The 25,204-nt window shown below is 40.8% G+C and carries 26 protein-coding genes; 21 read left to right on the top strand and 5 right to left on the bottom strand.

What is annotated here, in order from left to right:
• Window positions 1-10 precede the first annotated feature (10 nt).
• The 10 genes from AC6IZR_RS07025 to AC6IZR_RS06980 all read left to right on the top strand — a co-directional run bounded on the left by AC6IZR_RS07025 (window position 11) and on the right by AC6IZR_RS06980 (window position 10,071).
• Window positions 11-289 carry a UPF0223 family protein gene (locus AC6IZR_RS07025; protein WP_003003480.1) on the top strand — a complete coding sequence of 93 codons (279 nt, stop codon included), beginning with the start codon at window positions 11-13 and terminating at the stop codon, window positions 287-289.
• Window positions 279-1,049 (top strand): inositol monophosphatase family protein, encoded by a 771-nt coding sequence (locus tag AC6IZR_RS07020; protein ID WP_497848345.1) that lies wholly within the window; start codon window positions 279-281, stop codon window positions 1,047-1,049. Before AC6IZR_RS07025 ends, AC6IZR_RS07020 begins: the two co-directional genes overlap by 11 nt.
• Entirely contained in the window at window positions 1,050-2,354 is a 1,305-nt protein-coding gene (locus tag AC6IZR_RS07015) for an RsmF rRNA methyltransferase first C-terminal domain-containing protein (protein WP_497848344.1), read from the top strand. It begins immediately after the preceding gene.
• Between the two features lie 107 nt (window positions 2,355-2,461).
• Window positions 2,462-3,328 carry a phosphate ABC transporter substrate-binding protein PstS family protein gene (locus AC6IZR_RS07010; RefSeq protein ID WP_049474794.1) on the top strand — a complete coding sequence of 289 codons (867 nt, stop codon included), beginning with the start codon at window positions 2,462-2,464 and terminating at the stop codon, window positions 3,326-3,328.
• Window positions 3,329-3,344: 16 nt separating this feature from the next.
• Window positions 3,345-4,256 (top strand): phosphate ABC transporter permease subunit PstC, encoded by a 912-nt coding sequence (gene pstC, locus AC6IZR_RS07005; RefSeq protein WP_014713132.1) that lies wholly within the window; start codon window positions 3,345-3,347, stop codon window positions 4,254-4,256.
• Window positions 4,246-5,130, top strand: coding sequence for a phosphate ABC transporter permease PstA (gene pstA, locus AC6IZR_RS07000; protein WP_003006597.1), 885 nt, complete (start codon window positions 4,246-4,248; stop codon window positions 5,128-5,130). Before pstC ends, pstA begins: the two co-directional genes overlap by 11 nt.
• Window positions 5,131-5,140: 10 nt before the next feature.
• Window positions 5,141-5,944 (top strand): phosphate ABC transporter ATP-binding protein PstB, encoded by an 804-nt coding sequence (gene pstB, locus AC6IZR_RS06995; protein WP_497848343.1) that lies wholly within the window; start codon window positions 5,141-5,143, stop codon window positions 5,942-5,944.
• Between the two features lie 29 nt (window positions 5,945-5,973).
• Window positions 5,974-6,732: a phosphate ABC transporter ATP-binding protein PstB gene (gene pstB, locus AC6IZR_RS06990; protein WP_049496099.1), complete on the top strand. Its 759-nt coding sequence runs from the start codon at window positions 5,974-5,976 to the stop codon at window positions 6,730-6,732.
• A gap of 12 nt (window positions 6,733-6,744) precedes the next feature.
• On the top strand, window positions 6,745-7,398 hold the full coding sequence (gene phoU / locus AC6IZR_RS06985; protein WP_003003266.1) for a phosphate signaling complex protein PhoU: 654 nt from the start codon (window positions 6,745-6,747) through the stop codon (window positions 7,396-7,398).
• A gap of 129 nt (window positions 7,399-7,527) precedes the next feature.
• On the top strand, window positions 7,528-10,071 hold the full coding sequence (locus AC6IZR_RS06980) for a M1 family metallopeptidase (protein WP_497848342.1): 2,544 nt from the start codon (window positions 7,528-7,530) through the stop codon (window positions 10,069-10,071).
• Window positions 10,072-10,603: 532 nt separating this feature from the next.
• Here the strand turns inward: AC6IZR_RS06980 and AC6IZR_RS06975 are convergent.
• Together AC6IZR_RS06975 and AC6IZR_RS06970 are read right to left on the bottom strand one after the other, a co-directional pair.
• Window positions 10,604-11,881, bottom strand: a complete 1,278-nt coding sequence (locus AC6IZR_RS06975) for a sensor histidine kinase (RefSeq protein ID WP_497848341.1) — start codon at window positions 11,879-11,881, stop codon at window positions 10,604-10,606.
• Window positions 11,881-12,591, bottom strand: coding sequence for a LytR/AlgR family response regulator transcription factor (locus AC6IZR_RS06970; RefSeq protein ID WP_070666125.1), 711 nt, complete (start codon window positions 12,589-12,591; stop codon window positions 11,881-11,883). Before AC6IZR_RS06970 ends, AC6IZR_RS06975 begins: the two co-directional genes overlap by 1 nt.
• Window positions 12,592-12,697: 106 nt before the next feature.
• On the opposite strand from AC6IZR_RS06970, the gene AC6IZR_RS06965 reads away from it, so the two are divergent.
• Window positions 12,698-13,654 carry an ABC transporter ATP-binding protein gene (locus AC6IZR_RS06965; RefSeq protein ID WP_497848944.1) on the top strand — a complete coding sequence of 319 codons (957 nt, stop codon included), beginning with the start codon at window positions 12,698-12,700 and terminating at the stop codon, window positions 13,652-13,654.
• 1 nt (window position 13,655) lies between these two features.
• Window positions 13,656-14,378: an ABC transporter permease gene (locus AC6IZR_RS06960; RefSeq protein WP_371494573.1), complete on the top strand. Its 723-nt coding sequence runs from the start codon at window positions 13,656-13,658 to the stop codon at window positions 14,376-14,378.
• Window positions 14,379-14,519: 141 nt separating this feature from the next.
• Here AC6IZR_RS06960 and AC6IZR_RS06955 read toward each other — a convergent pair whose 3' ends face one another.
• Window positions 14,520-15,053, bottom strand: a complete 534-nt coding sequence (locus tag AC6IZR_RS06955; RefSeq protein WP_070666117.1) for a biotin transporter BioY — start codon at window positions 15,051-15,053, stop codon at window positions 14,520-14,522.
• A 204-nt stretch (window positions 15,054-15,257) separates the two neighbouring features.
• On the opposite strand from AC6IZR_RS06955, the gene AC6IZR_RS06950 reads away from it, so the two are divergent.
• The 5 genes from AC6IZR_RS06950 to AC6IZR_RS06930 all read left to right on the top strand — a co-directional run bounded on the left by AC6IZR_RS06950 (window position 15,258) and on the right by AC6IZR_RS06930 (window position 19,860).
• The gene (locus AC6IZR_RS06950) at window positions 15,258-15,797 is read left to right on the top strand and encodes a hypothetical protein (protein WP_497848340.1); all 540 of its coding nucleotides are present in this window, start codon (window positions 15,258-15,260) and stop codon (window positions 15,795-15,797) included.
• Window positions 15,798-15,932: 135 nt separating this feature from the next.
• Entirely contained in the window at window positions 15,933-16,613 is a 681-nt protein-coding gene (locus AC6IZR_RS06945) for a response regulator transcription factor (protein WP_003011876.1), read from the top strand.
• On the top strand, window positions 16,597-17,958 hold the full coding sequence (locus tag AC6IZR_RS06940; RefSeq protein ID WP_049515589.1) for a sensor histidine kinase: 1,362 nt from the start codon (window positions 16,597-16,599) through the stop codon (window positions 17,956-17,958). The genes AC6IZR_RS06945 and AC6IZR_RS06940 overlap by 17 nt, the downstream gene beginning before the upstream one ends.
• Window positions 17,959-17,987: 29 nt before the next feature.
• Window positions 17,988-18,368: a lactoylglutathione lyase gene (gene gloA / locus AC6IZR_RS06935; RefSeq protein WP_497848339.1), complete on the top strand. Its 381-nt coding sequence runs from the start codon at window positions 17,988-17,990 to the stop codon at window positions 18,366-18,368.
• 109 nt (window positions 18,369-18,477) lie between these two features.
• Window positions 18,478-19,860 (top strand): polysaccharide deacetylase family protein, encoded by a 1,383-nt coding sequence (locus AC6IZR_RS06930; protein ID WP_302692456.1) that lies wholly within the window; start codon window positions 18,478-18,480, stop codon window positions 19,858-19,860.
• A 42-nt stretch (window positions 19,861-19,902) separates the two neighbouring features.
• On the opposite strand, the gene AC6IZR_RS06925 is transcribed toward AC6IZR_RS06930, so the two are convergent.
• The gene (locus AC6IZR_RS06925; protein WP_118095658.1) at window positions 19,903-20,988 is read right to left on the bottom strand and encodes a DEAD/DEAH box helicase; all 1,086 of its coding nucleotides are present in this window, start codon (window positions 20,986-20,988) and stop codon (window positions 19,903-19,905) included.
• Window positions 20,985-21,965, bottom strand: a complete 981-nt coding sequence (locus tag AC6IZR_RS06920; protein WP_497848338.1) for a Gfo/Idh/MocA family protein — start codon at window positions 21,963-21,965, stop codon at window positions 20,985-20,987. The genes AC6IZR_RS06925 and AC6IZR_RS06920 overlap by 4 nt, the downstream gene beginning before the upstream one ends.
• A gap of 127 nt (window positions 21,966-22,092) precedes the next feature.
• Here AC6IZR_RS06920 and AC6IZR_RS06915 point away from each other — a divergent pair, with 127 nt between their 5' ends.
• Genes AC6IZR_RS06915 through AC6IZR_RS06900 form a run of 4 tightly spaced genes read left to right on the top strand, consistent with a single transcriptional unit; the run spans window position 22,093 to window position 25,173 of the window.
• Window positions 22,093-22,803 carry a glycosyltransferase family 2 protein gene (locus AC6IZR_RS06915; protein WP_049472007.1) on the top strand — a complete coding sequence of 237 codons (711 nt, stop codon included), beginning with the start codon at window positions 22,093-22,095 and terminating at the stop codon, window positions 22,801-22,803.
• A gap of 1 nt (window position 22,804) precedes the next feature.
• Entirely contained in the window at window positions 22,805-23,140 is a 336-nt protein-coding gene (locus AC6IZR_RS06910; protein WP_049472006.1) for a DUF2304 domain-containing protein, read from the top strand.
• Complete coding sequence (locus tag AC6IZR_RS06905; protein ID WP_497848337.1) at window positions 23,124-24,407, top strand: lipopolysaccharide biosynthesis protein; 1,284 nt, start codon at window positions 23,124-23,126, stop codon at window positions 24,405-24,407. The genes AC6IZR_RS06910 and AC6IZR_RS06905 overlap by 17 nt, the downstream gene beginning before the upstream one ends.
• On the top strand, window positions 24,391-25,173 hold the full coding sequence (locus AC6IZR_RS06900) for a glycosyltransferase family 2 protein (protein WP_497848336.1): 783 nt from the start codon (window positions 24,391-24,393) through the stop codon (window positions 25,171-25,173). The genes AC6IZR_RS06905 and AC6IZR_RS06900 overlap by 17 nt, the downstream gene beginning before the upstream one ends.
• Window positions 25,174-25,204: the final 31 nt, after the last annotated feature.

Genomic DNA, 25,204 nt, shown 5'->3' with positions numbered 1-25,204 from the left:
AGTATGTCGAATGCAAAAAAATTATAGTTACCCACTGGACTTATCGTGGAGCACTGAAGAGCTTGCTTCAGTGCTTTCTTTTTTCAATAAAGTTGAAGAAGCCTATGAAAGTAAGGTAGAGGCCAAAGAATACATGGAAGCCTACCGCGCTTTTAAGAAGGTCGTGCCTAGTATCGGAGAAGAAAAACGTCTCGGACGGGAGTTCGAAGAAGTGAGTGGTTATTCTCTCTATCGTGCGACCCAGGCTGCAAAGCAAAAAGAGGAAGGATGGTTTTCTCTTGAAGAATAAGTTAGAGTTTGCCAAACAAATCGTTTTAGAGGCTGGAGACTACTTGCGTCTTCATCTCCATGATGACTTGATGATCTCAAAAAAGACTGGGCCGACAGATTTAGTAACCCAGATGGACCAACAGGTTCAAAAGGATTTGGTTGAAAAAATCACACATCGCTACCCAGAAGATCGGATTTTTGCGGAGGAAGATGGCCTTCGTTCACCGATTTCAGAAGGGTCCGTTTGGGTGATTGATCCCATTGATGGGACCAATAATTTTGTGACCCAAAAGGAAGATTTTGCGGTGATGGTGGCCTATTTTGAAGACGGAATTGGTCAGTTTGGCCTGATCTACGATGTGATGCGGGATCACCTTTTTTACGGGGGTGGAGAATTCCCTGTTTATCGCAATGAGGTTGAACTGACACCCTTTGTGGACCAACCTATGGAAAACTTTCTGATTGCTTCAAATGTCGGCATGCTTGAGAAAAATGACTGGGGCATGGCCGATCTTGGTATGGATTCTCTTGGCATTCGGGTCTACGGAAGTGCCGGTATTAGTTTTTCAAAAATTCTCTCAGGTGGGATTCTAGCTTATTTTAGCTACATCTGGCCCTGGGATTATGCTGCAGCTGCGATCATGGGGGAACAGTTGGGCTATACCGTTTTAAATCTAAATGGAGATAAACCCAATTACCAGTCAGTGGAACCGATTATGATGGTTCCAAAAGTGAAGTTAACAGAAATTCAAACCTATCTTAAGAAAGGGAGAAGTTAAATGAATTTTCCCAATGGTTTTAAAGAAAAATACCAGCATCTTCTAGGTGAGGATGCTGCTGCTTTTTTTGCGACCTTTGAACAAGAAGCAGTATCGGCCTTTCGGACTAATCCCTTGAAAGAAGCGCAAAAAGCATTTGATGATCCGATTCCCAATACCCCTTGGGGCCATTATGGAAAGGTCTCAGGAAAATCTATCGAGCACGCAACGGGCTTGGTCTATTCGCAAGAGCCAGCAGCTCAGATAGTGGCCCAAGTCGCCCAGCCGAAGCCAGGAATGAAGGTCCTGGACTTGGCCGCAGCTCCTGGCGGAAAGACGACCCAACTTTTGTCTTATTTGGACAATCAGGGACTCTTGGTCTCCAATGAAATCCACAGGGGCCGCTCGAAAATTCTTGTAGAGAATGTCGAACGCTTTGGTGCGCGAAATGTGCTGGTGACCAATGAGTCTGCCGATCGTCTGGCCAAAGTTTTCTCAGGCTTTTTTGATCTGATTGTACTAGACGCCCCGTGTTCAGGTGAGGGGATGTTCCGTAAGCAACCAGATGCCATGGACTATTGGTCCATCGATTATCCTCGAGAGTGTAGTCTTCTTCAAAGAGAGATTCTCGAGGATGCTCTCAAGATGTTGGTCCCAGGTGGTTCCTTGGTTTATTCAACCTGTACCTGGGCTCCTGAGGAAAATGAAGAGATCGTATCCTGGCTTTTGGAAAACTATGATCTGGAATTGGAAATTATCGAGAAGATCAATGGTATGGCAGAAGGCATTGACCATCCAGAAACGGCGCGCATGTATCCACATCTCTTTAAAGGGGAGGGACAATTTGTTGCTAAGTTCCGTTATCTAGGAGAGAATCGACCTGCCAAAATCCCTTCCAAAAAGGACCAATTATCTGCGGAGCAAAAGAAATGGTGGCAGGAGTTTGCTAAGAAACACTTGAAGATCACTCTAGAAGGTGTTCTCGAAACCTTTGGGGACGAACTCTACTTGGTTCCACTTGGTTTACCAGATTTGCGCAAAGTAAAAATTGCCCGAAATGGTTTGCACCTAGGGACCTTCAAGAAAAATCGATTTGAACCTAGTTTTGCCCTGGGCCTTGCTCTGAAACCGAGTGAGGTCAAAGAGACTATTTCGATCACGCCTGAAGACTTTGTTCATTATGTGGCGGGAGAGACGGTTCAATTGAGGGAAACGCATCCAAATGGATGGTACCAGGTCCTTGTCGAAGGCAATGGTTTGGGCTTTGCCAAAGTGACCGGACAGACCCTGAAAAATTTCTATCCAAAGGGGCTTCGTTTTAGGTAAAATGCTGGGCAAAGAACCCGTTCTATGATATAGTGGAAGTACAGGTTTTTTTGAAAAAAACTTGTCAAAATCATAAGTGAAATAGTGAAATATCAAGGAGACATGATTTGAAAAAGTCTAAAAAGCTGATCCTAGGACTAGCGACGATCGCATTAGCAGGAAGTTTATCTGCTTGTGCGTCTTGGATCAATCGCGGAGAATCCATCACTGCTGTCGGATCGACTGCCTTACAACCCTTGGTTGAAGGAGTAGTAGATCGCTACATTGAAGAACATCCTGGTAAGATTGTAAATGTACAAGGAGGAGGTTCTGGTACAGGACTTTCACAAGTTCAATCAGGCGCTGTGGACATCGGAAATAGTGACCTCTTTGCAGAGGAAAAATCTGGGATCGATGCCTCTAGTCTGGTCGACCATCAGGTAGCCGTAGCAGGAACAGCCATCATTGCCAATAAAAATATCTCAATTGACAATTTGACAACGGAGCAATTGCGAAAGATCTTTACGGGTGAATATACCAACTGGAAGCAATTGGGAGGTCCAGATCTTGAAATCACGATTGTGAACCGGGCGGTTGGTTCTGGTAGCCGTGCTGTCTTTGATGCCATTATCATGGATGGCAAACAACCCAAGCAGGCTCAAGAGCAAGACTCTAATGGAATGGTGAAAAACATCGTTTCTCAAACGCCAGGAGCCATCTCTTATCTGGCCTTTACCTACTTGGACAGCAGTGTCAAAACCATGAAGCTTAACGGTTATCAACCAACTAAAGCCAATGTTGTCAACAATAACTGGCCGATCTGGTCTTACGAACACATGTATACGAAAGGGAAACCCAATGAGTTGTCTAAAAAATTCATTGACTACATGATGACCGATGAGGTTCAGCAAAAAGTTGTTGGCAAGATGGGTTATATCCCGATCAATGACATGAAAGTAACCCGTGATTTAAAAGGGAATGTGTCAAAAAAATAACAGAATTAGGTAAAAAATGAACGAAGTAGCAAAAAAAATGCTGACGAAATCAAAAAACTCCCGCCTAGAAAAATTTGGGAAAACCATTACTTTTCTATGCATGAGTTTGATTGTTGTCGTCGTTGCCATGATTTTGATTTTCGTGGCCCAAAAAGGTTTATCGACTTTCTTTGTCAATAAAGTCAATATCTTTAGTTTTCTATTTGGGAGCTCTTGGAATCCTGCTGCAAAGGAATTCGGAGCCCTACCAATGATTCTAGGTTCCTTTATTGTAACCTTGCTTTCTGCCCTCTTGGCAACGCCGTTTGCCATTGGTGCAGCAGTTTTCATGACAGAAGTCTCTCCTAAAGGAGCTCGTTTCTTGCAACCAGCGATTGAGCTTTTAGTGGGGATTCCTTCAGTTGTTTATGGATTCATTGGTCTTCAAGTGGTCGTTCCATTTACGCGTAGTCTCTTTGGAGGGACTGGTTTTGGGATTCTCTCAGGGGTCTTTGTCCTCTTTGTTATGATCCTGCCAACTGTCACCTTTATGACGACCGATAGCCTCCGAGCTGTACCCCGTCATTATCGGGAAGCTAGTATGGCCATGGGAGCGACCCGCTGGCAAACCATTTGGCATGTCACGCTCAAGGCAGCTCGCTCTGGAATCTTTACAGCGGTCGTCTTTGGAATGGCGCGTGCCTTTGGGGAAGCCTTGGCTATCCAGATGGTGGTCGGAAACTCTGCAGTGGTGCCAACCTCGCTCACAACACCAGCTTCCACCCTCACCTCTATTTTGACCATGGGAATCGGAAATACCGTCATGGGTACGGTCAATAACAATGTTCTTTGGTCACTCGCCTTGGTATTGCTCCTCATGAGTCTTGCCTTTAACAGTGTGATTAAACTGATTACGAAAGAAAGAGGTAAGAAGAACTATGCACGCTAAACGAATGGATAAAATTGCGACAGGAGTGCTGTATGCTATTTCAGGGATCATCGTTGCGATTCTTGCCTCATTAATCCTTTATATTTTGGTCCGTGGCTTGCCCCATGTATCTTGGCACTTCTTGACTGGGAAATCTTCTTCTTACCAAGCAGGAGGAGGGATCGGAATTCAATTGTATAATTCCTTCTTCCTCTTGGTCATTACCTTGGTGATTTCCTTCCCACTTTCTCTTGGAGCTGGGATTTACCTTTCTGAGTACGCTAAAAAAGGGCGTTTGACCAATTTGGTTCGTACCTGTATTGAGATCTTGTCTTCCTTGCCATCTGTTGTTGTAGGTCTCTTTGGTTACTTGGTCTTTGTTGTCCAGTTCAAATATGGATTTTCGATCATTTCAGGGGCCTTGGCCTTGACCGTCTTTAACCTACCTCAGATGACCCGTAATATCGAAGATAGCTTGCAGCACGTCCATCATACGCAGCGCGAAGCAGGTCTAGCACTGGGCTTGTCTCGCTGGGAAACTGTGATCCATGTTGTGGTACCAGAAGCTCTTCCAAGTATTATCACTGGGGTCGTCTTAGCCTCAGGACGGATCTTCGGGGAAGCCGCTGCCTTGATTTATACAGCAGGTCAATCGGCTCCAGCTCTTGATTGGTCAAACTGGAACATCTTTAGTGTGACGAGTCCGATTTCGATCTTCCGTCAGGCTGAAACCTTAGCCGTCCATATCTGGAAGGTCAACAGTGAAGGAACCATTCCAGACTCGATCGAAGTCTCAGCTGGTTCTGCCGCCGTTCTTTTGATCTTTATCTTGATCTTTAACTTTGGAGCCCGCAAACTCGGAAGTTACCTCCATAAAAAACTAACATCTGCTTAAAGGAGAAGAAATGTCAAAATACAATTGGGATGAGAGACACATCATTACTTTTCCTGAAGAAAAGGTGGTCCTATCGACCAAAGATTTGCATGTCTATTATGGAACGAACGAGTCCATCAAAGGCGTCGACATGCAGTTTGAAAAAAATAAGATTACAGCCTTGATCGGTCCTTCAGGATCTGGGAAATCAACCTATCTTCGTAGTTTGAACCGGATGAATGATACCATCGATATTGCTCGTGTTACGGGTGAAATTTGGTATGAAGGAATCGATGTTAACCGTCCAGATATCAATGTTTATGAAATGCGCAAGCACATCGGGATGGTTTTCCAACGGCCCAATCCTTTTGCTAAATCGATTTACAAAAATATCACCTTCCCGCATGAACGTGCTGGGGTGAAAGACAAGAAGGTCTTGGACGAATTGGTCGAAACTTCTTTGAAACAGGCAGCCCTATGGGATCAGGTCAAGGATGATCTTCACAAATCAGCTCTAACGCTTTCAGGTGGTCAACAGCAACGACTTTGTATCGCGCGGGCTATTTCTGTGAAGCCAGATATCCTACTCATGGATGAGCCAGCTTCAGCACTTGATCTGATCGCAACAGCGCAATTAGAAGAAACCATGCTGGAGCTGAAGAAGGATTACACCATTGTCATCGTGACCCACAGCATGCAACAAGCAGCCCGTGCTAGCGATTATACCGGTTTCTTTTATCTGGGAAACCTCATCGAGTACGATAAGACTTCGAATATTTTCCAAAATGCGAAATTGCAATCGACCAACGATTATGTATCGGGTCACTTTGGATAAAGTAATATGACAACAAAAAGGAAAATAGAATGACAGAACCAATTTTGCAAGTCAAGGACTTGTCGGTTTATTACAATAAAAAGAAGGCTTTGAATAGTGTCTCTTTGGATTTTGCTCCAAAGGAGATTACAGCCTTGATTGGTCCTTCAGGATCAGGGAAATCTACCCTTTTAAAAGCCATTAACCGCATGGGGGACCTTAACCATGAGGTCACCACCACAGGGACCGTCCTCTACAACGGTCACAATATCTACGGACCACGGACCGATACGGTCGAATTGCGTAAGGAAATCGGAATGGTCTTCCAACAGCCAAATCCCTTTCCAATGTCCATTTATGATAATGTGACTTATGGGTTGATGATTAATGGTGTCAAGGATAAGGCTGTCTTAGATGAGGCAGTTGAAACCTCTTTGAAACGCGCTTCCATCTGGGATGAAGTCAAGGATCGCCTGCATGATTCAGCTATCGGACTTTCCGGTGGTCAGCAGCAGCGGGTCTGTGTAGCGCGGGTTCTTGCGACTAGTCCAAAGATTATTCTTTTGGATGAACCAACTTCAGCGCTGGACCCGATTTCAGCTGGTAAGATTGAAGAAACCTTATATGGACTAAAAGACCGCTACACCATGCTCTTGGTGACACGCTCCATGCAGCAAGCGAGTCGGATTTCCGATAAAACAGCCTTTTTCTTGGATGGCGATTTGATTGAGTACAATGACACCAATGAAATGTTCTTGAACCCAGCTAAGAAAGAAACAGAAGACTATGTCTCTGGTAAATTTGGATAGGAAGAAAATAAAATGTTACGAGTTCAATTTGAAGAAGATTTAGAGAAGTTGCATAACCAGTTTTATGCAATGGGAAATGAAGTGTTGAGTCAGATCAACCGTACGGTCCGCGCTTTCGTTACCCATGACCGTGAATTGGCCCGCCAAGTTATCGAAGATGATGCGGAGATCAACGACTACGAAGTGAAGTTAGAGCGCAAATCCTTTGAGATTATTGCCCTTCAACAGCCCGTTTCACAAGACCTTCGTGTCGTGATGACTGTCTTAAAAGCGGTCTCTGACTTAGAGCGGATGGGTGACCACGCAGTATCAATTGCCAAGGCAACCATTCGCATGAAAGGGGAAGTCCGTATTCAATCTGTTGAGGAAGAGATCAGCAAGATGGGCCGTGAAGTCAAAGATTTTGTCGAAGCGACACTAGATGTTTACCTCAAAGGCGATGTGGATTTGGCCTATGAAGTTGCGACACGAGACGAAGTCATCAACCATTACTTCGATAGCATCCAAGAATTAGCAACAGAAGAAATTCGGAAAAATCCAGAGTCCATCGTGACTGGACGGGATTATTTCCAAGTGATCAACTTCTTGGAACGTATCGGAGATTATGCAAAAAACATCTGTGAGTGGGTGGTTTACTTCGAAACAGGTAAAATTATCGAAATGTAAGATCATAAAGTCTTTTCGATATCAGACAGGCATTGTCATGCTTGTCTTTTCTTTTATCTTAACTTTGTGATAAAATAGTTTTATGAGGGCTTTTCATTGGAAAGCATGAAACATTTAAAGGAGGAAATTATGCAAGCAGTTGCACATTTTGTAGAAACATTCGTTCCAGAACATTACGAAGTGTTTTTGGATTTAAGTCGTAAAACCAAGACCTTTAGCGGTCGTGTGGTGATCACAGGTCAAGCCAAGGCGGACAAGATCTCGCTTCACCAAAAGGATTTGATCATCGAAACAGTAGAAGTAGCCGGTCAAGCCCGTCCATTTACGGTTGATAATGACAATGAAGCAGTCTATGTTGAATTGGAAGGAACAGGTCAAGTGACAGTTACTCTGACCTATTCTGGTAAGATCACAGACAATATGACAGGGATTTACCCATCTTACTACAGCATTGATGGCGTGAAGAAGGAAGTCCTCTCTACCCAGTTTGAGAGCCATTTTGCGCGTGAAGCTTTTCCAAGTGTGGACGAGCCTGAAGCCAAAGCAACTTTCGATCTTTCTGTGAAGTTTGACCAAGAAGAAGGAGAAATCGTTCTTTCTAACATGCCTGAAATCGATGTGGAAAACCGCAAAGAAACAGGTATTTGGAAGTTTGATACGACTCCACGTATGTCTTCTTATCTCTTGGCCTTTGCAGCTGGAGATCTTCAAGGAGTGACAGCTAAGACCAAGAATGGAACCCTAGTCGGTGTCTACTCTACCAAAGCTCACCCATTAGAAAACTTGGACTTCTCATTGGATATTGCCGTTCGTGCTATTGAATTTTATGAAGACTACTATGGCGTGAGGTATCCAATCCCTCAATCCCTTCATATCGCCCTTCCAGACTTCTCTTCAGGAGCGATGGAAAACTGGGGCTTGGTAACCTACCGTGAAGTCTACCTTCTAGTAGATGAAAACTCTACGGCCCAAAGCCGTCAAACAGTAGCCTTGGTGGTGGCTCACGAATTGGCTCACCAATGGTTCGGAAACCTCGTGACCATGAAATGGTGGGATGATCTCTGGTTGAATGAAAGCTTTGCCAATATGATGGAATATGTCAGCTTGGATGCCATTGAACCAAGCTGGAATATCTTTGAAGACTTCCAAACAACTGGAGTGCCTGCTGCCTTGAAACGCGATGCTACAGATGGCGTTCAATCCGTCCATGTGGAAGTCAAACACCCAGACGAGATCAACACTCTTTTTGACCCAGCAATCGTTTACGCTAAGGGTAGCCGTCTTATGCACATGCTTCGTCGATGGTTAGGCGATGACGCCTTCCGTAAAGGGTTGAAGATCTACTTTGAAAAACACCAATACGGCAATACTATCGGTCGTGACCTTTGGGATGCTCTTGGGCAAGCTTCAGGTCGTGATGTCGCAGCCTTTATGGATTCTTGGTTGGAGCAACCAGGATACCCTGTTGTTTCAGCTTCTGTGGAAAACGATACCTTGATCATCCGTCAAGAGCAGTTCTTCATCGGAGAAAGAGAAGAAAAAGGACGCAAGTGGGTTGTTCCGTTAAATAGCAACTGGACGGGTATTCCAGATACCTTGGAAACTGAAGTCTTAGAAATTCCAAACTACAGTGCCTTGAAAGCAGCTAACAGCGGAGCTCTTCGCTTCAATACAGAAAATACAGCTCACTATATCAGTGACTACCGTGGGGAATTGTTGGAAGACATCCTTGCTGACCTTGCTAGCTTAGATAGCACTTCGAAACTACAAGTGGTTCAAGAACGCCGTCTCTTAGCGGAAAGTGGTCAAATTTCTTATGCAAGCCTCTTGCCAGTGATTGAACACTTGACAGAAGAAAGTTCCTACTTGGTTGTTTCAGCTGTTTCGAGCGTCTTATCTGGAATCAGTCTCTTTGTGGATGAAGGAACTGAAACAGAAGCTGCCTTCCATGAGTTGTTGAAACGCTTGAACCGATACAACTTTGAACGCTTAGGTCTAGAAGCTAAGCCTGGTGAAACAGAAGAAGACGAAAAAGTTCGTCAGCTAATGATTGCTAATATGATCAAGTCCAATGATGAAGCTGCAAAAGCTCAAGCGAGCGCTATCTTTGAAGCACATGCAGATGATTTGGAAAAACTTCCAGCTGCCATCCGCCTGCAAATCTTGGTCAACCAAATCAAGCACCAGGAAACCAAGGAGCTTAGCCAACAATACCTGGATACTTATGTTAAGACAGTAGATGGGAACTTTAAACGCCAGTTGGCGGCTGCACTTTCTTATACCAAGGATGAGGAAACTTTGGAAGCTCTATTGAAGGAGTGGAAGAACAAGGATGTGGTGAAACCTCAGGACTTGGCTATGAGTTGGTACTACAACTTCTTACACGATGACTTTACCCAAGGAAGAACTTGGACTTGGGCGCGTGAAAACTGGGATTGGGTCAAGAAAGCCCTCGGTGGTGATATGAGCTTTGATAAGTTTGTCATCTATCCAGCTAACTGTTTCAAGACCCGTGAACGGTTGAATGAATACAAGGCCTTCTTTGAGCCTCAATTTGATGATATGGCGATCAGCCGTAATATCAAGATGGGAATTAAAGAAATTGCAGCTCGTATTGATCTTATCGAGCGGGAGAAAGCAGCAGTAGAAGCCGCTATCCTTGCGACAAAATAGATTGAAAAAAGATGCTACAGAATTCATTCTGTAGCATCTTAGAATGTAGACAACGTCATCTTTGAAACTTTCCTTAGGTGAGCACGGACGTCAGCGAACTTCTTTGAAGTTCCATGACTTAGTTTTGAGCCTAAGGTCTCAAAACTCCCGAGTGCCTGAAACAATTGTGTTTCAGGCACTTTTCTCACGGCGGAAAGTTTCAGTGTATATTTGATTGAGACTTAAAAAATATATTATTTTAATTTTTGGGGCATCATTTAGGTTGGTTAATGATAGTTTAACTACATCCTAATGGAATGGGAAAGAAGTCCTCTCTTTTCAATTTTTCCACCCCCGCATAGATACAACAGTCTGGAAGAGTGTTGGAGGTTGCAGATAAAGGAAATACTGTTTGCGTCACCTCAAAGCAGTGCTATGAGCAATCAACCAATGTGTCAAACTGTTATTTCTATCTAACATCAAAGGCTGGACAGATTTTGCCCAGCCTCTTTTTTATAAATGACCTGAATAAGACCTCAAAGGAGAAGAATCATTAGTTTACTGGACTTGGTAAGAGGATCTCCGTTCGATAATGGCCATTTTCTTTGAATCGTTTGATAGTTCCTTGGTATTCTTGTACTAGGGCATCAACGTTTCGTAAGCCCCAACCATCTCTTTGACGTGTTTTACGAGTCTCTTGTTCCTGTTCATTAAAGGTATTGTTGATCGAAATAAATAGATTTTGTTGAAAATAACGTATATTCAGAGACAATGTTCTCTCTGATTTATCAGTCAATCGAAGACAGGCTGAAATACTATTATCTAAACAATTTCCTAAAATAACAGCTAGAACATCTGGCTGAATAGATAACTCTTGTGGGATAAAGCAGTTAATTTCCAATTCAATTTCATCTTCCACATCGTGCAGTTTTTGATTCAGTAAATAATTAACCGTTGGATTTTTTGAGTAAAAGGTTTGTTTTCCTGAAATACTATCGGTTAACGATTGAAGGTACTCTCTAGCCTCATCAGGATTTTCTTCTAGAAGTGCCAACAGAGTTAAATGTTTATTTTTTAAGTCATGCCGAAGACTTTGCAATCGTTGGTATTCCTCTTGAGACTGTTGTGTTTCTCTTAATTGGAATTGAAGCTGTTCTTTATCTAATTTATTTTGATAATCAGCGTGCTGTTGTTGAGAAAGATGTAGGGTAAAATAAAGTGAGGAAAACGACAATACAATAAGAGACAAGAGTGAAATGACAGAAAGATAATCTGGTCCAAATACTTGCCCTTGAATAGCTGATACAGTAAAGGCAAAAATAATCGATAAAATCGGCACGATAAATAGATACAGCCAATTTCTTTTAGATGTTGCCATGCCTAACTTTTGATGTGTTCGGAATAACTGTCGAAGAACAAGTGTTATGACGGTTGAAAAAAGAAAATTAATGGCAAGGTAACCACTAATCAGTCCTAAATTTTTCGATACTTTTGACAGTGGAAGAAAAAGTTGGATAACTTGATTGAGGACAGCTCCTGCTAATAATGTCAGGCTTGTCTGTAAGAATATCCAAAAGGAAGAATCACGAAAGGAGTAGCCAAAATAGAGTCCTACAAGAGAGGATTCTACAATACTCAGAAAGAGATTGCTCACTAAAAAAACGCGACTTTCTAAAAATATAAACACAAAAGCCACATGAAGAAGAAAGCAACAACAAAGGAGTAAAAGTGTCTTTTTTGATTGTTTACTTTTGGATATTGACCTAAAAAATAAAACACTTGCCAGAAATAAGTCGAACAAGATACTAATGATCCGCAATCCTATTAGCATTAGAAATTCCTTTCACTGAGGTAGTTATAGTATTTTTCTTTAAAAGAAGACTGGAACTTACGACTAATTGGAAGTGAATGCTCCTCGGTTCCATTTAGCAAAATAGTCACTGTTTTCGCATCAAAATCTTTGATATATTTGGGATTTACAATATAAGAAGCATGAATTTGAATAAAATAATCAGGTAGTTTATCTAAAATGTCTTGAGTTTTCAGTAAGGACTTATAGGTATCTGCTAGCGTGTAAATAAAAACGGATCGCTTATCTTTCTCAAAATAGGTAATGTCACTTAAAGGAATAGAGTAACTTTGTTTTCCAAATGAGAAGTTAAAGATGATTTGTCCTAAATCTAGATAACGTAAAATTCTGTCTACTACCTTATTTAGTCTTTGAGGTTCAATTGGTTTTACTAAGTAATCAAAAGTCTGCACTTCAAAAACTTGTTCCATGTAATCACGATAGCTGGTCACAAAAATAATGGGGATAAAAGGATTGAACTGCCGAATTTCACGAGCAAGGTCAATTCCAGTAATTTGTGGCATATCAATATCCAAAAAGACACAATGAGTATCCCTTGTTAACTGCTCTAACATCTTTTGTGGATTGGTATATAGTTTTGTTTCTACAGGAACCTTGTCGTAAGAAAGTAAATACTGTTCTAACTGACTAGCATCTCTAGTTGAGTCATCACAAATAACGACGTTTAACATAAGTCCCCCTTATCAAATTGAGTTGGCTAATTATGACACTAAAATGGTAAATCATGACGTAAACCTTGGAAAGTCATATGTTTATTATACAATAATCTTATCAAAAATGAAGGAAGCTGGGAAAATCTTCTCAGTCTTGAGTGATGAGATGAAGACATTTGCGACACTGACTATTAGAGATTTGACAAAATCATTCGATAAGCAACATTTTGCTAATAATCATATTTCCTTAGAAATAGAAGCTGCTAAAATTACAGCTTTTTTAGGACACAATGGCGCTGGTAAGTCCACCCTCTTAAATCAAATGATTGGTTTTACCAAACCTGATCAAGGAGACGTTTGCTATGGAGATATTTCTTTTGTTCAAAATCGTAAACGAGCTCGCTCAATGATGAGCTATATGTCTCAACAGTATGCCCCACTTGAGAAATTGACGGTGGAACAAAACTTAGAAATGCTTGGAAGAATGAGAGGGTTAAACACCTTGGATTTGCAAAAAGAAATGGATCAGCTCTTAACCGAGTTGGCCATTAAGGAGTACCGGGCAAAACAAGGAAAGGACATTTCAGGTGGTTTAAAGCGCCTGACCTCTTTTGCAATGGCTTTAATCGGATCTCCGACCATCATTCTTCTTGATGAGCCGACGAACGATGTTGATCCAATACGTCGTGAAAAACAATGGCAATTATTACAGAAGCTAGCGCATAAAGGTCATACCATTATTATCGTGACGCATAATCTCTTAGAAGTTGAAAAATATGCTGACAACTATGCCTTATTTAACCATGGGAAGTTAATCAAATCAGGACCAGTTCAGCAAATAACCTATCAAAAACAGTATCAAATATCATTTGAGTTTAGAAATAAAGATAGCTTAGCTCTATTTCAAGATTACACCATTATCAATGGTTCGATCTGCCAGATTGAAATAGAAGAGAAGGAGTTAACGAGACTGCTACCAAAAATCACACAGGAATTGGATAGAAAGAATATTTTCAATCTGTCACTTACTCAGAAAAACATATCCATTTCAGATCTTTATAGAGAGGAGTTGACAAACTGATATGACTCAATTTTTTTACTTACTTCGTTGGAACTATCTTCGTCAAAAAGATCTATTTCTACTCTTTACGCTAGCTCAGGTTCTGTTATCCATTTCACTTCTTTTTGGTTATCCACTAGTGATAGGTGAGATTGATACGACAGCTGCCTACTATCTCTCTTCTGGTTCAGTTCTGATAGGAATTATTTCTATTGGCTGTACTATCTCATCACCTGTTATAGCAAATGCGAAGTCAGAAGGACATGTAGACTATGTACGAGCCCTTCCAATACCACGAATTCTGATTTCCTTAGCAGATCTTTGGATGTGGATGATTGCTATTTTACCTGGAGTGTTCTTTTCTGTTATACTGGGCTATTTTCGTTTTTCTGTCCGCTTAAATGTATCTATTCTGGCTGTTTTCATCCTATTTCTGATCTGTCTTACAATGATCAGTCTTGGATTTGCCATTGCGTATACTTTTTCTCCCAATATTGTCACGTTGATGTCTCAGTTGATTCTTATGATTGGTTTGATGTTTTCACCAATCATGTACCCTGCAAGTCGTCTTCCGGATTGGATAAACCATCTCTACCATATTTTTCCTTTTGTCCCTTCTGTCAACCTCCTACGAGCTTGCGTCTATAGTCATGGTCACGTCTCATTTTTTGACTTCACTATTCTGATTATCTGGATTTTGCTAACACAGTTACTGATCTTGAGAGTTCTTTATAAGGAAAAATAAAGGAAGGAGGTTAGATAGAAGGTTCTTCTATGAAACAGTCATCCATTTAAAAGGAGTTCAATTGAAGAGATATACCTACAACAAAAAGCAACAACTGTGTTCAGATGTTGCTTATTTTAGTATGTTCGTACCCTTTGTATCTTATTTGAAATACCAGTGGTGTTTGAGGCTGGCAAAAATCGCCTTGCTGGTGATCGTGATGATGATCAGTTTGATGAGGTCGGCAAGGATAAAGGGAGCAACGACTAAAGCAAATGCTTTTTGGATATCGGTATGCGTGACCAGCATAAAGCCGATAGCTCCAGCTACAAAGAGGAGAGCACTACTGAACAAATTAGCAAGGAAAATGGTCAGCACGCTGGATTTAGCATTTGTAAATAGAGACGTGATCCATGCTCGGAATGGGAAGAAGAGGAGGAAACCAGCAGTAGGGCCAAGGAAATGCGAAGCACCACTAGCACCACCTGCCAATACTGGGAAACCTAAGAAGCCTAGAAGTAGGTAGAGGCAGACTGTGACAAAGGCATGACTGGGTTTATAGATGGTCCCGATAATCCCGATCATGAGCGTTTGCAGGGTTAAAGGAATTGGACCAAATGGAAGGGTAAATTGAGATAGGACGGAGATCATAGCTACTCCAATGGAGATGAGCACTAAAGGAAAGATTTTCTTCATAACAGTTAACCTCTATTTTAATTTATGGTAACTATTCTACAATATCGGTTTCATCCTGTCAATACTCCCAGTCGTTTTAGGTTGTTTTAAGTAAAAATATAGGCCTGTTTAAGACTTCTAAAGTATAATCGCCTTACTTAAAGGATCGAGCTCCCTTTAAAATTTAAAAGACAAGTACTTGTAAAAAAGATAAAAGGTAAAAAGATGAATCAAAAAGAAACAAAACAAGTTGTCGAAACGCAAGAATCAAAAGAAAAAATGGTTGTCCTCAAACGAAGCCCTAAGTGGTGGATTGGCATGGCAGCAGTTGGTGGATTGTTGGTCGGTGCTGGAAGTGGCTTTGGTGTCGGTGTCATCGCCTCTCAATCTTCCAATAACCAACAATTTTCTCAACCGGTCCAAACGGGTCAGAACCAAGGATCCAATCAGCAACAAAATAGTCAAAATGGCCATGCTTCACAAGGAAACCAGCAAAATGGCGGCCCACAGGATGGCGGCCCTCAAGGCGGTGGTCCACAAGGTGGTGGCCAAGGACAAGGCGGCCCGCAAGGTGGCGGTCCTAGTCAGATGCCACAAGAAGGCAATGGTGGCCCACAAGGGAATGGTCCAGATAATGGCATGAACCAATCTGGCGGACAAGAAGGGAACCAGGGTTCCTCTAAAAAGTCCAATAAGAAGAATTCAAAAAATAAAAATAAGACGAGTGATAGTCAAAGTAACAAAGAAAACACGACAAACTCATAGGATTAGCCTTCCTCAGGCAGGCTGAATTTGATCATAAAACCAAGTTCTAAACTATAGGAAATGAAGGGAAGTCGTGTTATAATGGTTAAGAATAGATTAGAAAGACTCACTCACGAAAGAGAAGAGGATACGACAATGATTAAAATTCTATTGGTCGAAGATGACCTTGGTTTGTCAAATTCAGTATTTGATTTTTTAGATGATTTTGCGGATGTCATGCAGGTCTTTGACGGAGAAGAAGGTCTTTACGAAGCAGAAAGCGGGATCTATGATTTGATTTTGCTGGACCTGATGCTTCCTGAAAAAGACGGTTTCCATGTCTTGAAAGAATTGCGTGAAAAAGGCGTGACAACCCCTGTTTTAATCATGACAGCCAAAGAAAGTCTGGATGACAAAGGACACGGCTTTGAGCTGGGGGCAGACGATTACCTCACCAAGCCTTTCTACCTAGAAGAACTCAAGATGCGGATTCAAGCCCTCTTGAAGCGCTCAGGAAAGGTCAATGAAAACACCCTTAATTATGGCAATTTGAAGGTTAATTTATCCACTAATTCGACTTACGTGGACGATAAGGAAGTGGAACTTCTTGGGAAGGAATTTGATCTTTTGGTCTACTTCCTTCAAAACCAAAATGTCATCCTTCCAAAGACACAGATCTTCGATCGTCTTTGGGGCTTTGATAGTGACACAACCATCTCTGTTGTTGAGGTCTATGTTTCAAAAATTCGTAAGAAATTAAAAGGTACTGATTTCGTTGAGAACTTGCAAACATTGCGCAGTGTGGGGTATATCTTAAAAGATGCTAACCAGAATTAAGAAAACCGTCGGGGAAGATGATTTTTCCTACTTCATCCGATATTTTGGGCTCTTTACTTTGATATTCTCAGCCATGACCCTGATTATCATCCAGGTCATGCGCTCGAGTCTCTATACAACGGTCGATGAGAACCTCAAGACTCTCAGTCAGGATCCCTACTCACTTGTAGCGATTGCTTATCGAGACCAGCGACAGTCAAATACCAAAGGAGATGATAATGATCATGAGATGATGATCCCAGATCATGATAAATCAGAACCTAAAGGGGATGTCACATCCAATACCACTGTTGTTTTGCTCAATAAAAAATATGAAAACTTGACAACCGGTAATGGGTTTTTAAACTTCAAAACGGTGACGTTTGGTCGAAAGCTCCTCAACAAGGTTTCCCAGCTTCAAATTACAAATAGCTATGGGAAAAAAGAAAGTTACCGGGCCTATATGGCAGAGTTGAGTTTATCTGATGATGAAAGTGATAGTGATATCAAGTATGCGGTTGTCATGACCAATATCAGTCAGCTAGAGCAGACCAGTGAAGAGCACGAAAGCCAAATCGCCCTTGTCATGATCTGCTTCTGGGGAATCTCCTTATTTGCGAGTCTCTTCCTTGCCCGTCTTAGCGTTAAGCCGCTTCTTGAGAGTATGCAAAAGCAAAAGGCTTTCGTGGAAAATGCTTCCCATGAGTTGCGGACGCCTTTAGCAGTTCTGCAAAATCGCCTCGAAACGCTTTTTAGAAAGCCTGAAGCGACCATTATGGAATCGAGTGAGAATATTGCATCCAGCTTGGATGAAGTTCGAAATATGAAGCTCTTGACCACCAACCTTCTTAACATTGCCCGAAGAGATGACGGCTTGAAGCCGGAGATGGAAGACATCGAACCAAGCTTTTTCGATCAGACCTTCTCGAATTTTGAGATCATTGCGGAAGAAAATGACAAAATTTTCCGAGGAGACAATCAGGTGGACAAAGTCATTTGTTCTGATAGAACGCTCCTCAAGCAATTGATGACTATTCTCTATGACAATGCCTTGAAATATACCGATGAAGATGGCGAGATCCAGTTTGAAGTTCAATTGAAGGATAAAAATCTTCTTTTGAGAGTGCTGGATAATGGTCCAGGGATTCGAGATGAGGATAAGAAACGGATCTTTGATCGTTTTTACCGGGTCGACAAGGCCAGAACCCGTCAGAAAGGTGGTTTTGGTTTGGGGTTATCCCTCGCTAAGCAGATTGTAGAAGCCTTTAAAGGGACCATTCAAGTCAAAGATAATAAACCAAAAGGGACCATCTTTGAAGTGAAATTATCCATTAAGACGGAAAGTCGTAAAAAAAATCGTTCATAATCTTTAAAAAATAGAAAAGAGGAAAACCTATGAGTTCAAAAATGTTGCACACTTGCCTTCGTGTGGAAAACTTAGAAAAATCAATCGCTTTTTACCAAGATGCTTTTGGTTTTGAAGAAAAACGTCGGAAAGATTTTCCAGACTACAAGTTCGCGATTGTTTATTTGGCCTTGCCTGGAGATGACTATGAGTTGGAATTGACTTACAATTATGATCATGGTCCATATGTCATCGGAGATGGCTATGCTCATGTCGCCTTGAGTACTCCTGATCTAGAAGGTTTGAATGCGGAACACAAGGCTAAAGGCTATGAAGTGACGGAACCAAAAGGTCTTCCAGGAACGAAACCGAATTACTATTTCGTTGTAGATCCGGATGGATATAAAGTAGAAGTCATTCGCGAAAAATAAGAGGGATTAAAAATAAGGGCCGCTGTCGGCTACGACAGTCGCCCTCTTTTTATGAAACCATTTACAAAAAAGGAATGTTTTTTCGAGAGAAATTTGCTATAATAAAGTTATGAGATTAAAACACACGAAAACTATTTTATTAATCATTACAAATCTCCTTTTACTGAGTCTTTTGTATATTGGCTATCAAAAGATTCAAAGGGTTCGTGAACAAAAAGCCTATCAGGATCAGTTTGCTAAGGTTACCCAACTTGAGAAAAGCTCTGAAAAAGGGAAAGATGTTCAAGTTCAGGAAGGGATTTTAGGAACTTCTTATGTGACGGCTTATTATCCTACTAAGGATGGACAGCCTGTTGAGATTGTGAAAGAGAAGATCCAAGAAGACCTTCAGCGTCTAGGATCCGATGAAAAAACCAAAGAACCAAAGCATTTGACCTTCTACCATAGTGAAGAAGCAGAAGCGCCTTTTGTTGGTTATCACCCTATCCAAATCAAACGGGCTGAATACCAGTACAAAAAAGGGAAATTCATCAAAGATGAGACGGTGAAGTTGCCCCTCTTTTACTTAGATGATGAGAACAATCCTCTGACCCTGAGCCAAGTTTTTGCGGATCCAGATGGAGCCAAGCAGATCTTTTTGGAGGAATTACGGGGAAATCTAGCCTTTCGTCAGTTGGACGAGGAAAGCATTGATCAAATGGTTGCCCACTTCTCAGAGTTGGATTTGAGCCAATGGGAATTCCAATATGAAAAAGGAAATTTCACCATTCCATTTCCAACCAAGGTTAAGGGAGACGATACCTTCACTGTTCCCTTGTCTAAATTCTATGATGTGATTGATACCGATCGCTTGCTTCCTGATGATCTAGCTTCTTACGAATCCTATATAGAAGAACGCCACCGTAAGATGATTGCCCTGACTTTTGATGATGGACCAGATCCAACCACGACTCCTCAGGCGCTTTCTATCTTAAAGAAATACAATGCCAAAGCTACCTTCTTTATGGTCGGAAAAAATGTCAGTGCGAATCCGGATATTGCTAAGCAAGTCCGCAAAGAAGGTCATCAAATTGGGAACCATACCTGGGATCACCCTCAATTGCCAAAATTGAGCTTGGATAATGCCAAAAAAGAGATCTTGGATACCCAAGAAGCTATTCAAAAAGCGACAGGTGTGCAGACTAAGATTACCCGCCCTCCGTATGGAGCCATCAATAACGCCATCCAATACGGTGTCGACCAATCCTTCATTATGTGGGATGTAGATAGCCTAGATTGGAAGACACACAATACGACGGCCATTCTCAATGAAGTGAAAAAAGAAGTCAAACCGGGTTCGATTATCCTCATGCATGATATCCATCAAACCACGATTGACGCTCTACCGACCGTCCTTGACTACCTCAAATCACAAGGCTATACCTTTGTAACGGTGGATGAATTGTTGGATTATCAACTTGAAAGTCATCGCATTTATTACAATGGAAATTAACATAAAAATCCTCTGCAGTTCATTCACTAGCAGAGGATTTTCTTATTCATTTAAAAAGAGTTCTGAATTTTTTAAAACCAGTTCACGTACAGAAGCGTATTTTTTTAAGGATTTGAGTTCTTCTGGGTGGGTGATAAAGGTGATCACATAGCCATCACGCCCCATTCGTCCTGTTCGACCAGCACGGTGGGTATAGGTCTCTACATCACGGGGGATATCGTAGTTAATCACACACTCAAGATGTTCAATATCGATTCCACGAGCGACCAAATCGGTGGCCAGCAAGAGGGTCAGCTGATGGTCTTTGAAGCGTTCCAGAATAACCTTGCGGTATTTGACATTGACATCACTGGCGAGCGATACGGCCTCAACGCCCCGGTATTGTAGTTTTTCTTCAGCACTACCCAGATCAGATAGGCTGTTGAAAAAAGCCAGACCACGAAAATCTTCGACGTAGGCGAGTTTGCGGAGCAATTCGACCTTGTCCCGCTTATCCACTTGCATATAAAAATGTTGGATATTGTCCAAAGAAACTCCATCGACCGTAACGCGAAGAGTATTTTCCTCTAGTTGGTCTGGATCGACCTTGGCTGTGGCGCTCATGTAGATATATTGGTGGTCACGGGGAGCATAGTGGCTGATCTTGTCGACGAAGTGGTACTGAGAATCACTTAGTAATTGGTCGAATTCATCTAAAATGATGGTTTCTACATTCATCATTTTGATCTTTTTCAGCTTGATCAGTTCAAAGATCCGACCAGGAGTCCCAACCAAGATTTCGGGTCCTTTTTTGAGGCGTTCGATTTGCCGTTTTTGACTAGATCCTGAAAGGAAGAGTTGTGTCTGGAGCCCGAGAGGCTCTGCCCATTGTTTGGTGACATCAAAAATTTGTCCTGCTAACTCTGTGTTAGGAGCCAAAATCAAGAGTTGTTGGGCCTTCTTCGGTTTGAGTTTGAGCAAGCTCGGAAAGAGGTAGGCGAGTGTCTTACCAGTACCGGTAGGACTGATCCCGAGGACATTTTCTCCCTCATAAATTGGGGAGAAGATCTGTTCCTGAATTTCAGTGAATGTATCAAATCCGAGTGTTTCTAACTGGTCTTTCCAGCTTTGTGGAAATTGTTCTTTCATTCTTTTTCATCCTTAAATTGTATTCCAGCGCTTTGACGCATCTGGTAGAGGGTTTCATGGACCTGCTCAGCTGTTTGTAACCACTCAAGATAAGCAGACGGCTTTTGATGAGCGATGGCAAGGGCAAAGGCTTCCGCCTCTTCTTGCATTTGGTGTGGGCAGGGCTGGATCGGAAGGTCGATGACCTCTCCAGAATGGCTGACGAAGCGAGCCTGGTTGATGGCTGCTACAGCATTGAGAGTTAGTGTTCCAGTCTTGGTGTAGATTTCAGCAGGTAGATGGCTGGTGATATTTTTCCCTGCCTGAATAGCAACCTGAAAATCTGGATAAATCAAGACACCTTGACCATAGAGATCAACCGAATTGGGTAATTGCTGAGCGGTGTAGTGGCTGGAGAGTGGAGCTCCAAAGAAGCCAATGGCCAGGTAGAGGCAGTAGACTCCCAGATCCATCAAGGCTCCACCTGCATAGATATCTGAGAAAATATTGGGCATCTCACCTGCAAGAAGGGCAGGCAATTTGGAAGAATATTTGGCAAAGGTGAAGTTGGCGCCCAGTATTTCCTGGTTAGAGAGGAAGTCTTTAACTACTTGAAAGGCTGCTTCTTGATAATTTCTGGCAGCTTCAAAGAGATAGACCTGGTGCTCCTTAGCGAGCTTGACCAGTTCTTTCCATTCAGAAGGATTGGTCACAGCCGGTTTTTCAATGATGACATGCTTCTTTGCTAAAATAGCAAGCTTGGCCTGAGCGAAATGAAGAGAATTAGGGCTAGCAATGTAGACCACATCCAGCTCACTGTCTAAGAAGTCGATGACATCCGTGTAGCAAGAGATCACCCCATAAGGCTCACAAAAATCTTGAGCCGTCTTCATCTTTCTCGAATACACAGCCTGCAAGTGATAGTGGCCCGTCTGATGAGCAGCTGTAATAAATTCATGTGAAATCCAACTCGTACCAATAATTCCCAGCTTTAACATAAGGTGTCCTTCCGCAATCGATTCACTCTATTATACCATGAAAAGGGGGAGGGGACAGTATAAAGTAGAAAATATGCACTGATTATTGTATAATGAAGTGATATGCTTAGAAGGGAAAACAATAGGATTGAGAAATTCAGAATTATTGATCATTATTCCTGCTTATAATGAGAGTGGAAATATTGAAAAAACAATCAAGATGATTGAAGAACATACACCTGAATTTGATTATGTCATTATCAATGATTGTTCTACAGATCATACACTTGAAATTTGTCGCAATAACAACTTTAATGTTATCGATTTACCGATTAATTTAGGAATTGGTGGTGCTGTCCAGACTGGTTATCAATATGCAGTTAAAAATGGCTATCAATATGCTGTTCAAGTGGATGGAGATGGTCAGCATAATCCTGAATTTATCAGAAAGATGCTTCAAGTCCTTCAAGAGAAGAATGTGAACATGGTGATTGGCTCTCGTTTCATTGAAAATCAAGGTTTCCAATCCTCCTTCGCGCGACGGATTGGAATTTCATTTTTTGAAAAATTAATTAAGATTTTAACCGGTCAAAAGGTAACAGATCCAACCTCAGGATTGCGGGTGGCTGATCGAAAAGTGATTGAAGAATTTGCTAAACAATATCCAAGTGATTATCCAGAACCAGAGACGATTGTGTCCCTCTTAACCTCAGGCTATTCCGTTGCAGAAGTACCCGTATTAATGAACGAGCGAGAACACGGAGAATCATCGATTACATTCAGTAAGTCTGTTTACTATATGATCAAAGTGACAATGGCAATGCTATTGGCTAGAATTGGTGGAGGATATAAGAAATAACATGTTAAATATTTGGTTAACCCTTATTGTAATTATTTTTATCGTTTATATTCTACGCCTAGTTGCAAAGAAAGTCGTTGAACTGAGAAATGTCATTTCTTGGCTCATTCTTTGTTTGCTATCGTTGCCAGTCATTTGGTTTCCTAATTTGATTGGAGCAATATCTTTATTTCTTGGTATTCAGACACTAAGTAACTTTATTTTTTTATTAAGTACATTTTTATTAATATTTTTAATTTTTTCATTAACTCGTACTGTATCAAAACAATCAGTACAGATTAAGAAATTGTCACAAACGATTGCTTTATTAAGAAGTGAGAATGAAAATGAACAATAAAGTAAATAGGAGTATTTATTTTTGGAATTTTGCAGGAAATATAGCAGCAGCTGCAGTCTCAATATTGTATTTGATTATTGTCTCTCGTTATACTTCCGCAAGTGATGCTGATAATTTTAGTTTGGCTTATGCAATTGGAAACCTATGGGTTGTAATTGGTATTTTTCAAGTTAGAAATTATCAGGCGACTGATTTGAAAGAAACGTACTCGTATTTGGAATATTGGCTAACTAGGGTTATTACAGTTTGTTTAATGTTAGTTTCACTATTTCCGTATTTACTTTTTAGTGGAAATAATGTTGGAAAAGGGGATTTATTTTTAATTATAATCCTAACGGTGCTTTATCGTTCATGTGATGCTTTTTCTGATTTATTCCAAGGATTATTTCAACAACATGAACGTTTAGATATTGCAGGGAAATTAATGGTACTACGTTATGGTTCGAGCACAATCATTCTCCTAATTAGTTTGTTACTTTCAAATTCTTTAATTTTTTCTTTAATTTGTTTATGTTTTTTTAATGTTCTTTTTGTTTTTGGGGGTGATTACGTCCAATCCAAACAAATTAGAACGATACCTTTTAATCAGATTTCATATGCTACATTTAAGCGATCAATTAGTATCATGAAAACTTGCCTTCCCTTGTTTGTTAACGGATTTTTATTGGTATATGTTTTGAATTATCCAAAACAAGTGATTGATAAGTTGCTAGTCGAGGGTGTATTACGTGAAGGTGCTCAAAGGGATTTCAGTATTCTATTCATGCCTGTTTTCTTTATGAGTTTATTTGTATTAGCATTAAGACCGTTAATTACCGATTTGGCAAAACAATGGTCAGAAAAAAAGTTTCATACGTTTAATGCTATGGTTCGAAAGATTATTCTATTACTTATGATTTTGGGACTAGTAGTATCAATACTGGCCTATTTGATAGGGATCCCTATTTTGAATATTATTAGTGGTATTGATTTATCAAATTATAGTTTATTACTTACTATTCTAGTGCTTTCCGGCTTTTTATATTCTATAGCTTCTATCATAGGTGATTTTTTAATTATATTGAGGAAACAAGTCTATCTACTCTATGTTTATATCGCAATGGCGTTATTGACGAATATTCTTACGCCTTTAGCGATGAGGGAGTTTGGCTTGTTTGGAGCGGGGCTTAGTTTTGTTATTGTTATGTTGTTTTACACAATTGCTAGTTGGATTGTCTTTGTAACTATGAGAAGAAAGGAAATTCAAAAATATGACTCAGTGGAATGATCATACATTTGTAATCTGTGCTTACGGGGATAGTCCTTTTTTAGAGGATTGTATAAACTCGTTATTAAGCCAAACCGTAAAAAGTAATATCATTTTGTATACTTCTACTCCAAGTGTATTTGTTGAAAGTATTTGCCAAAAATATGCCATTCCGTTTAATACAAGTGTAGGTGGTGGGATTGGGAAAGATTGGAATAATGCCTTATCTTTTGTTACTACCCAATATGCTACAATAGCCCATCAGGATGACTATTATGAGCCAACTTATTTAATGGAAATTCAAAAGAGGATAACAAAACATAAGGATGCTATAATTCTTTATTCTGATTATTTTGAAGAAAAAAATGGTGAAGTTATTAAACCGACTTCAAATCTAAAAATCAAATCATTAATGTTAAAAACAATCTCATTATTCCCTAAAACTAAGTGGTGGAGAAATCGGATACTTGCTTTTGGAAATCCAATTTGTTGCCCTGCTGTAACTTATAATTTAGAATTGGTTAAGGGCTTTAGATTTGATGAGGAATGGAGAGTTAGCCTAGATTGGCTTGCATGGTATCATTTAGCTAAATTTGATGGTAGATTTGTATATGTCCCCCAAAAATTAATGTGTCATCGTATTCATGAAGATTCTGAAACGAGTAATACCATTAGCGATAATACTCGAACAAAGGAAGATTATATGATGTTTAAACTCTTTTGGCCAAAAGGATTAGCGAAGTGTTTAAATCGATTTTATAAAAAGAGTCAGGATACGAATGGTTAAAGATTGCACACTTGAGGTTAGATAATAAGAT

The organism is Streptococcus mobilis (genome assembly GCF_059727625.1).
Note: the sequence above shows the minus strand (reverse complement) of the source record. Positions and strands in the feature narration are given on the sequence as shown.

Bases quoted from the DNA above. Each gene is read 5' to 3' on its own strand.
- AC6IZR_RS06920 (WP_497848338.1), bottom strand. From the start codon at position 21,965: ATGTTAAAGCTGGGAATTATTGGTACGAGTTGGATTTCACATGAATTT.
- AC6IZR_RS06930 (WP_302692456.1), top strand. From the start codon at position 18,478: ATGAGATTAAAACACACGAAAACTATTTTATTAATCATTACAAATCTC.
- pstB (WP_497848343.1), top strand. From the start codon at position 5,141: ATGTCAAAATACAATTGGGATGAGAGACACATCATTACTTTTCCTGAA.
- AC6IZR_RS06970 (WP_070666125.1), bottom strand. From the start codon at position 12,591: ATGTTAAACGTCGTTATTTGTGATGACTCAACTAGAGATGCTAGTCAG.
- gloA (WP_497848339.1), top strand. From the start codon at position 17,988: ATGAGTTCAAAAATGTTGCACACTTGCCTTCGTGTGGAAAACTTAGAA.
- AC6IZR_RS06950 (WP_497848340.1), top strand. From the start codon at position 15,258: ATGAATCAAAAAGAAACAAAACAAGTTGTCGAAACGCAAGAATCAAAA.
- phoU (WP_003003266.1), top strand. From the start codon at position 6,745: ATGTTACGAGTTCAATTTGAAGAAGATTTAGAGAAGTTGCATAACCAG.
- AC6IZR_RS06945 (WP_003011876.1), top strand. From the start codon at position 15,933: ATGATTAAAATTCTATTGGTCGAAGATGACCTTGGTTTGTCAAATTCA.
- AC6IZR_RS07015 (WP_497848344.1), top strand. From the start codon at position 1,050: ATGAATTTTCCCAATGGTTTTAAAGAAAAATACCAGCATCTTCTAGGT.
- AC6IZR_RS06955 (WP_070666117.1), bottom strand. From the start codon at position 15,053: ATGAAGAAAATCTTTCCTTTAGTGCTCATCTCCATTGGAGTAGCTATG.
- AC6IZR_RS06960 (WP_371494573.1), top strand. From the start codon at position 13,656: ATGACTCAATTTTTTTACTTACTTCGTTGGAACTATCTTCGTCAAAAA.
- AC6IZR_RS06975 (WP_497848341.1), bottom strand. From the start codon at position 11,881: ATGCTAATAGGATTGCGGATCATTAGTATCTTGTTCGACTTATTTCTG.
- AC6IZR_RS06910 (WP_049472006.1), top strand. From the start codon at position 22,805: ATGTTAAATATTTGGTTAACCCTTATTGTAATTATTTTTATCGTTTAT.
- AC6IZR_RS07025 (WP_003003480.1), top strand. From the start codon at position 11: ATGCAAAAAAATTATAGTTACCCACTGGACTTATCGTGGAGCACTGAA.
- AC6IZR_RS06905 (WP_497848337.1), top strand. From the start codon at position 23,124: ATGAAAATGAACAATAAAGTAAATAGGAGTATTTATTTTTGGAATTTT.
- AC6IZR_RS06940 (WP_049515589.1), top strand. From the start codon at position 16,597: ATGCTAACCAGAATTAAGAAAACCGTCGGGGAAGATGATTTTTCCTAC.
- AC6IZR_RS06965 (WP_497848944.1), top strand. From the start codon at position 12,698: ATGAAGGAAGCTGGGAAAATCTTCTCAGTCTTGAGTGATGAGATGAAG.
- pstA (WP_003006597.1), top strand. From the start codon at position 4,246: ATGCACGCTAAACGAATGGATAAAATTGCGACAGGAGTGCTGTATGCT.
- pstC (WP_014713132.1), top strand. From the start codon at position 3,345: ATGAACGAAGTAGCAAAAAAAATGCTGACGAAATCAAAAAACTCCCGC.
- AC6IZR_RS06900 (WP_497848336.1), top strand. From the start codon at position 24,391: ATGACTCAGTGGAATGATCATACATTTGTAATCTGTGCTTACGGGGAT.
- pstB (WP_049496099.1), top strand. From the start codon at position 5,974: ATGACAGAACCAATTTTGCAAGTCAAGGACTTGTCGGTTTATTACAAT.
- AC6IZR_RS06980 (WP_497848342.1), top strand. From the start codon at position 7,528: ATGCAAGCAGTTGCACATTTTGTAGAAACATTCGTTCCAGAACATTAC.
- AC6IZR_RS06925 (WP_118095658.1), bottom strand. From the start codon at position 20,988: ATGAAAGAACAATTTCCACAAAGCTGGAAAGACCAGTTAGAAACACTC.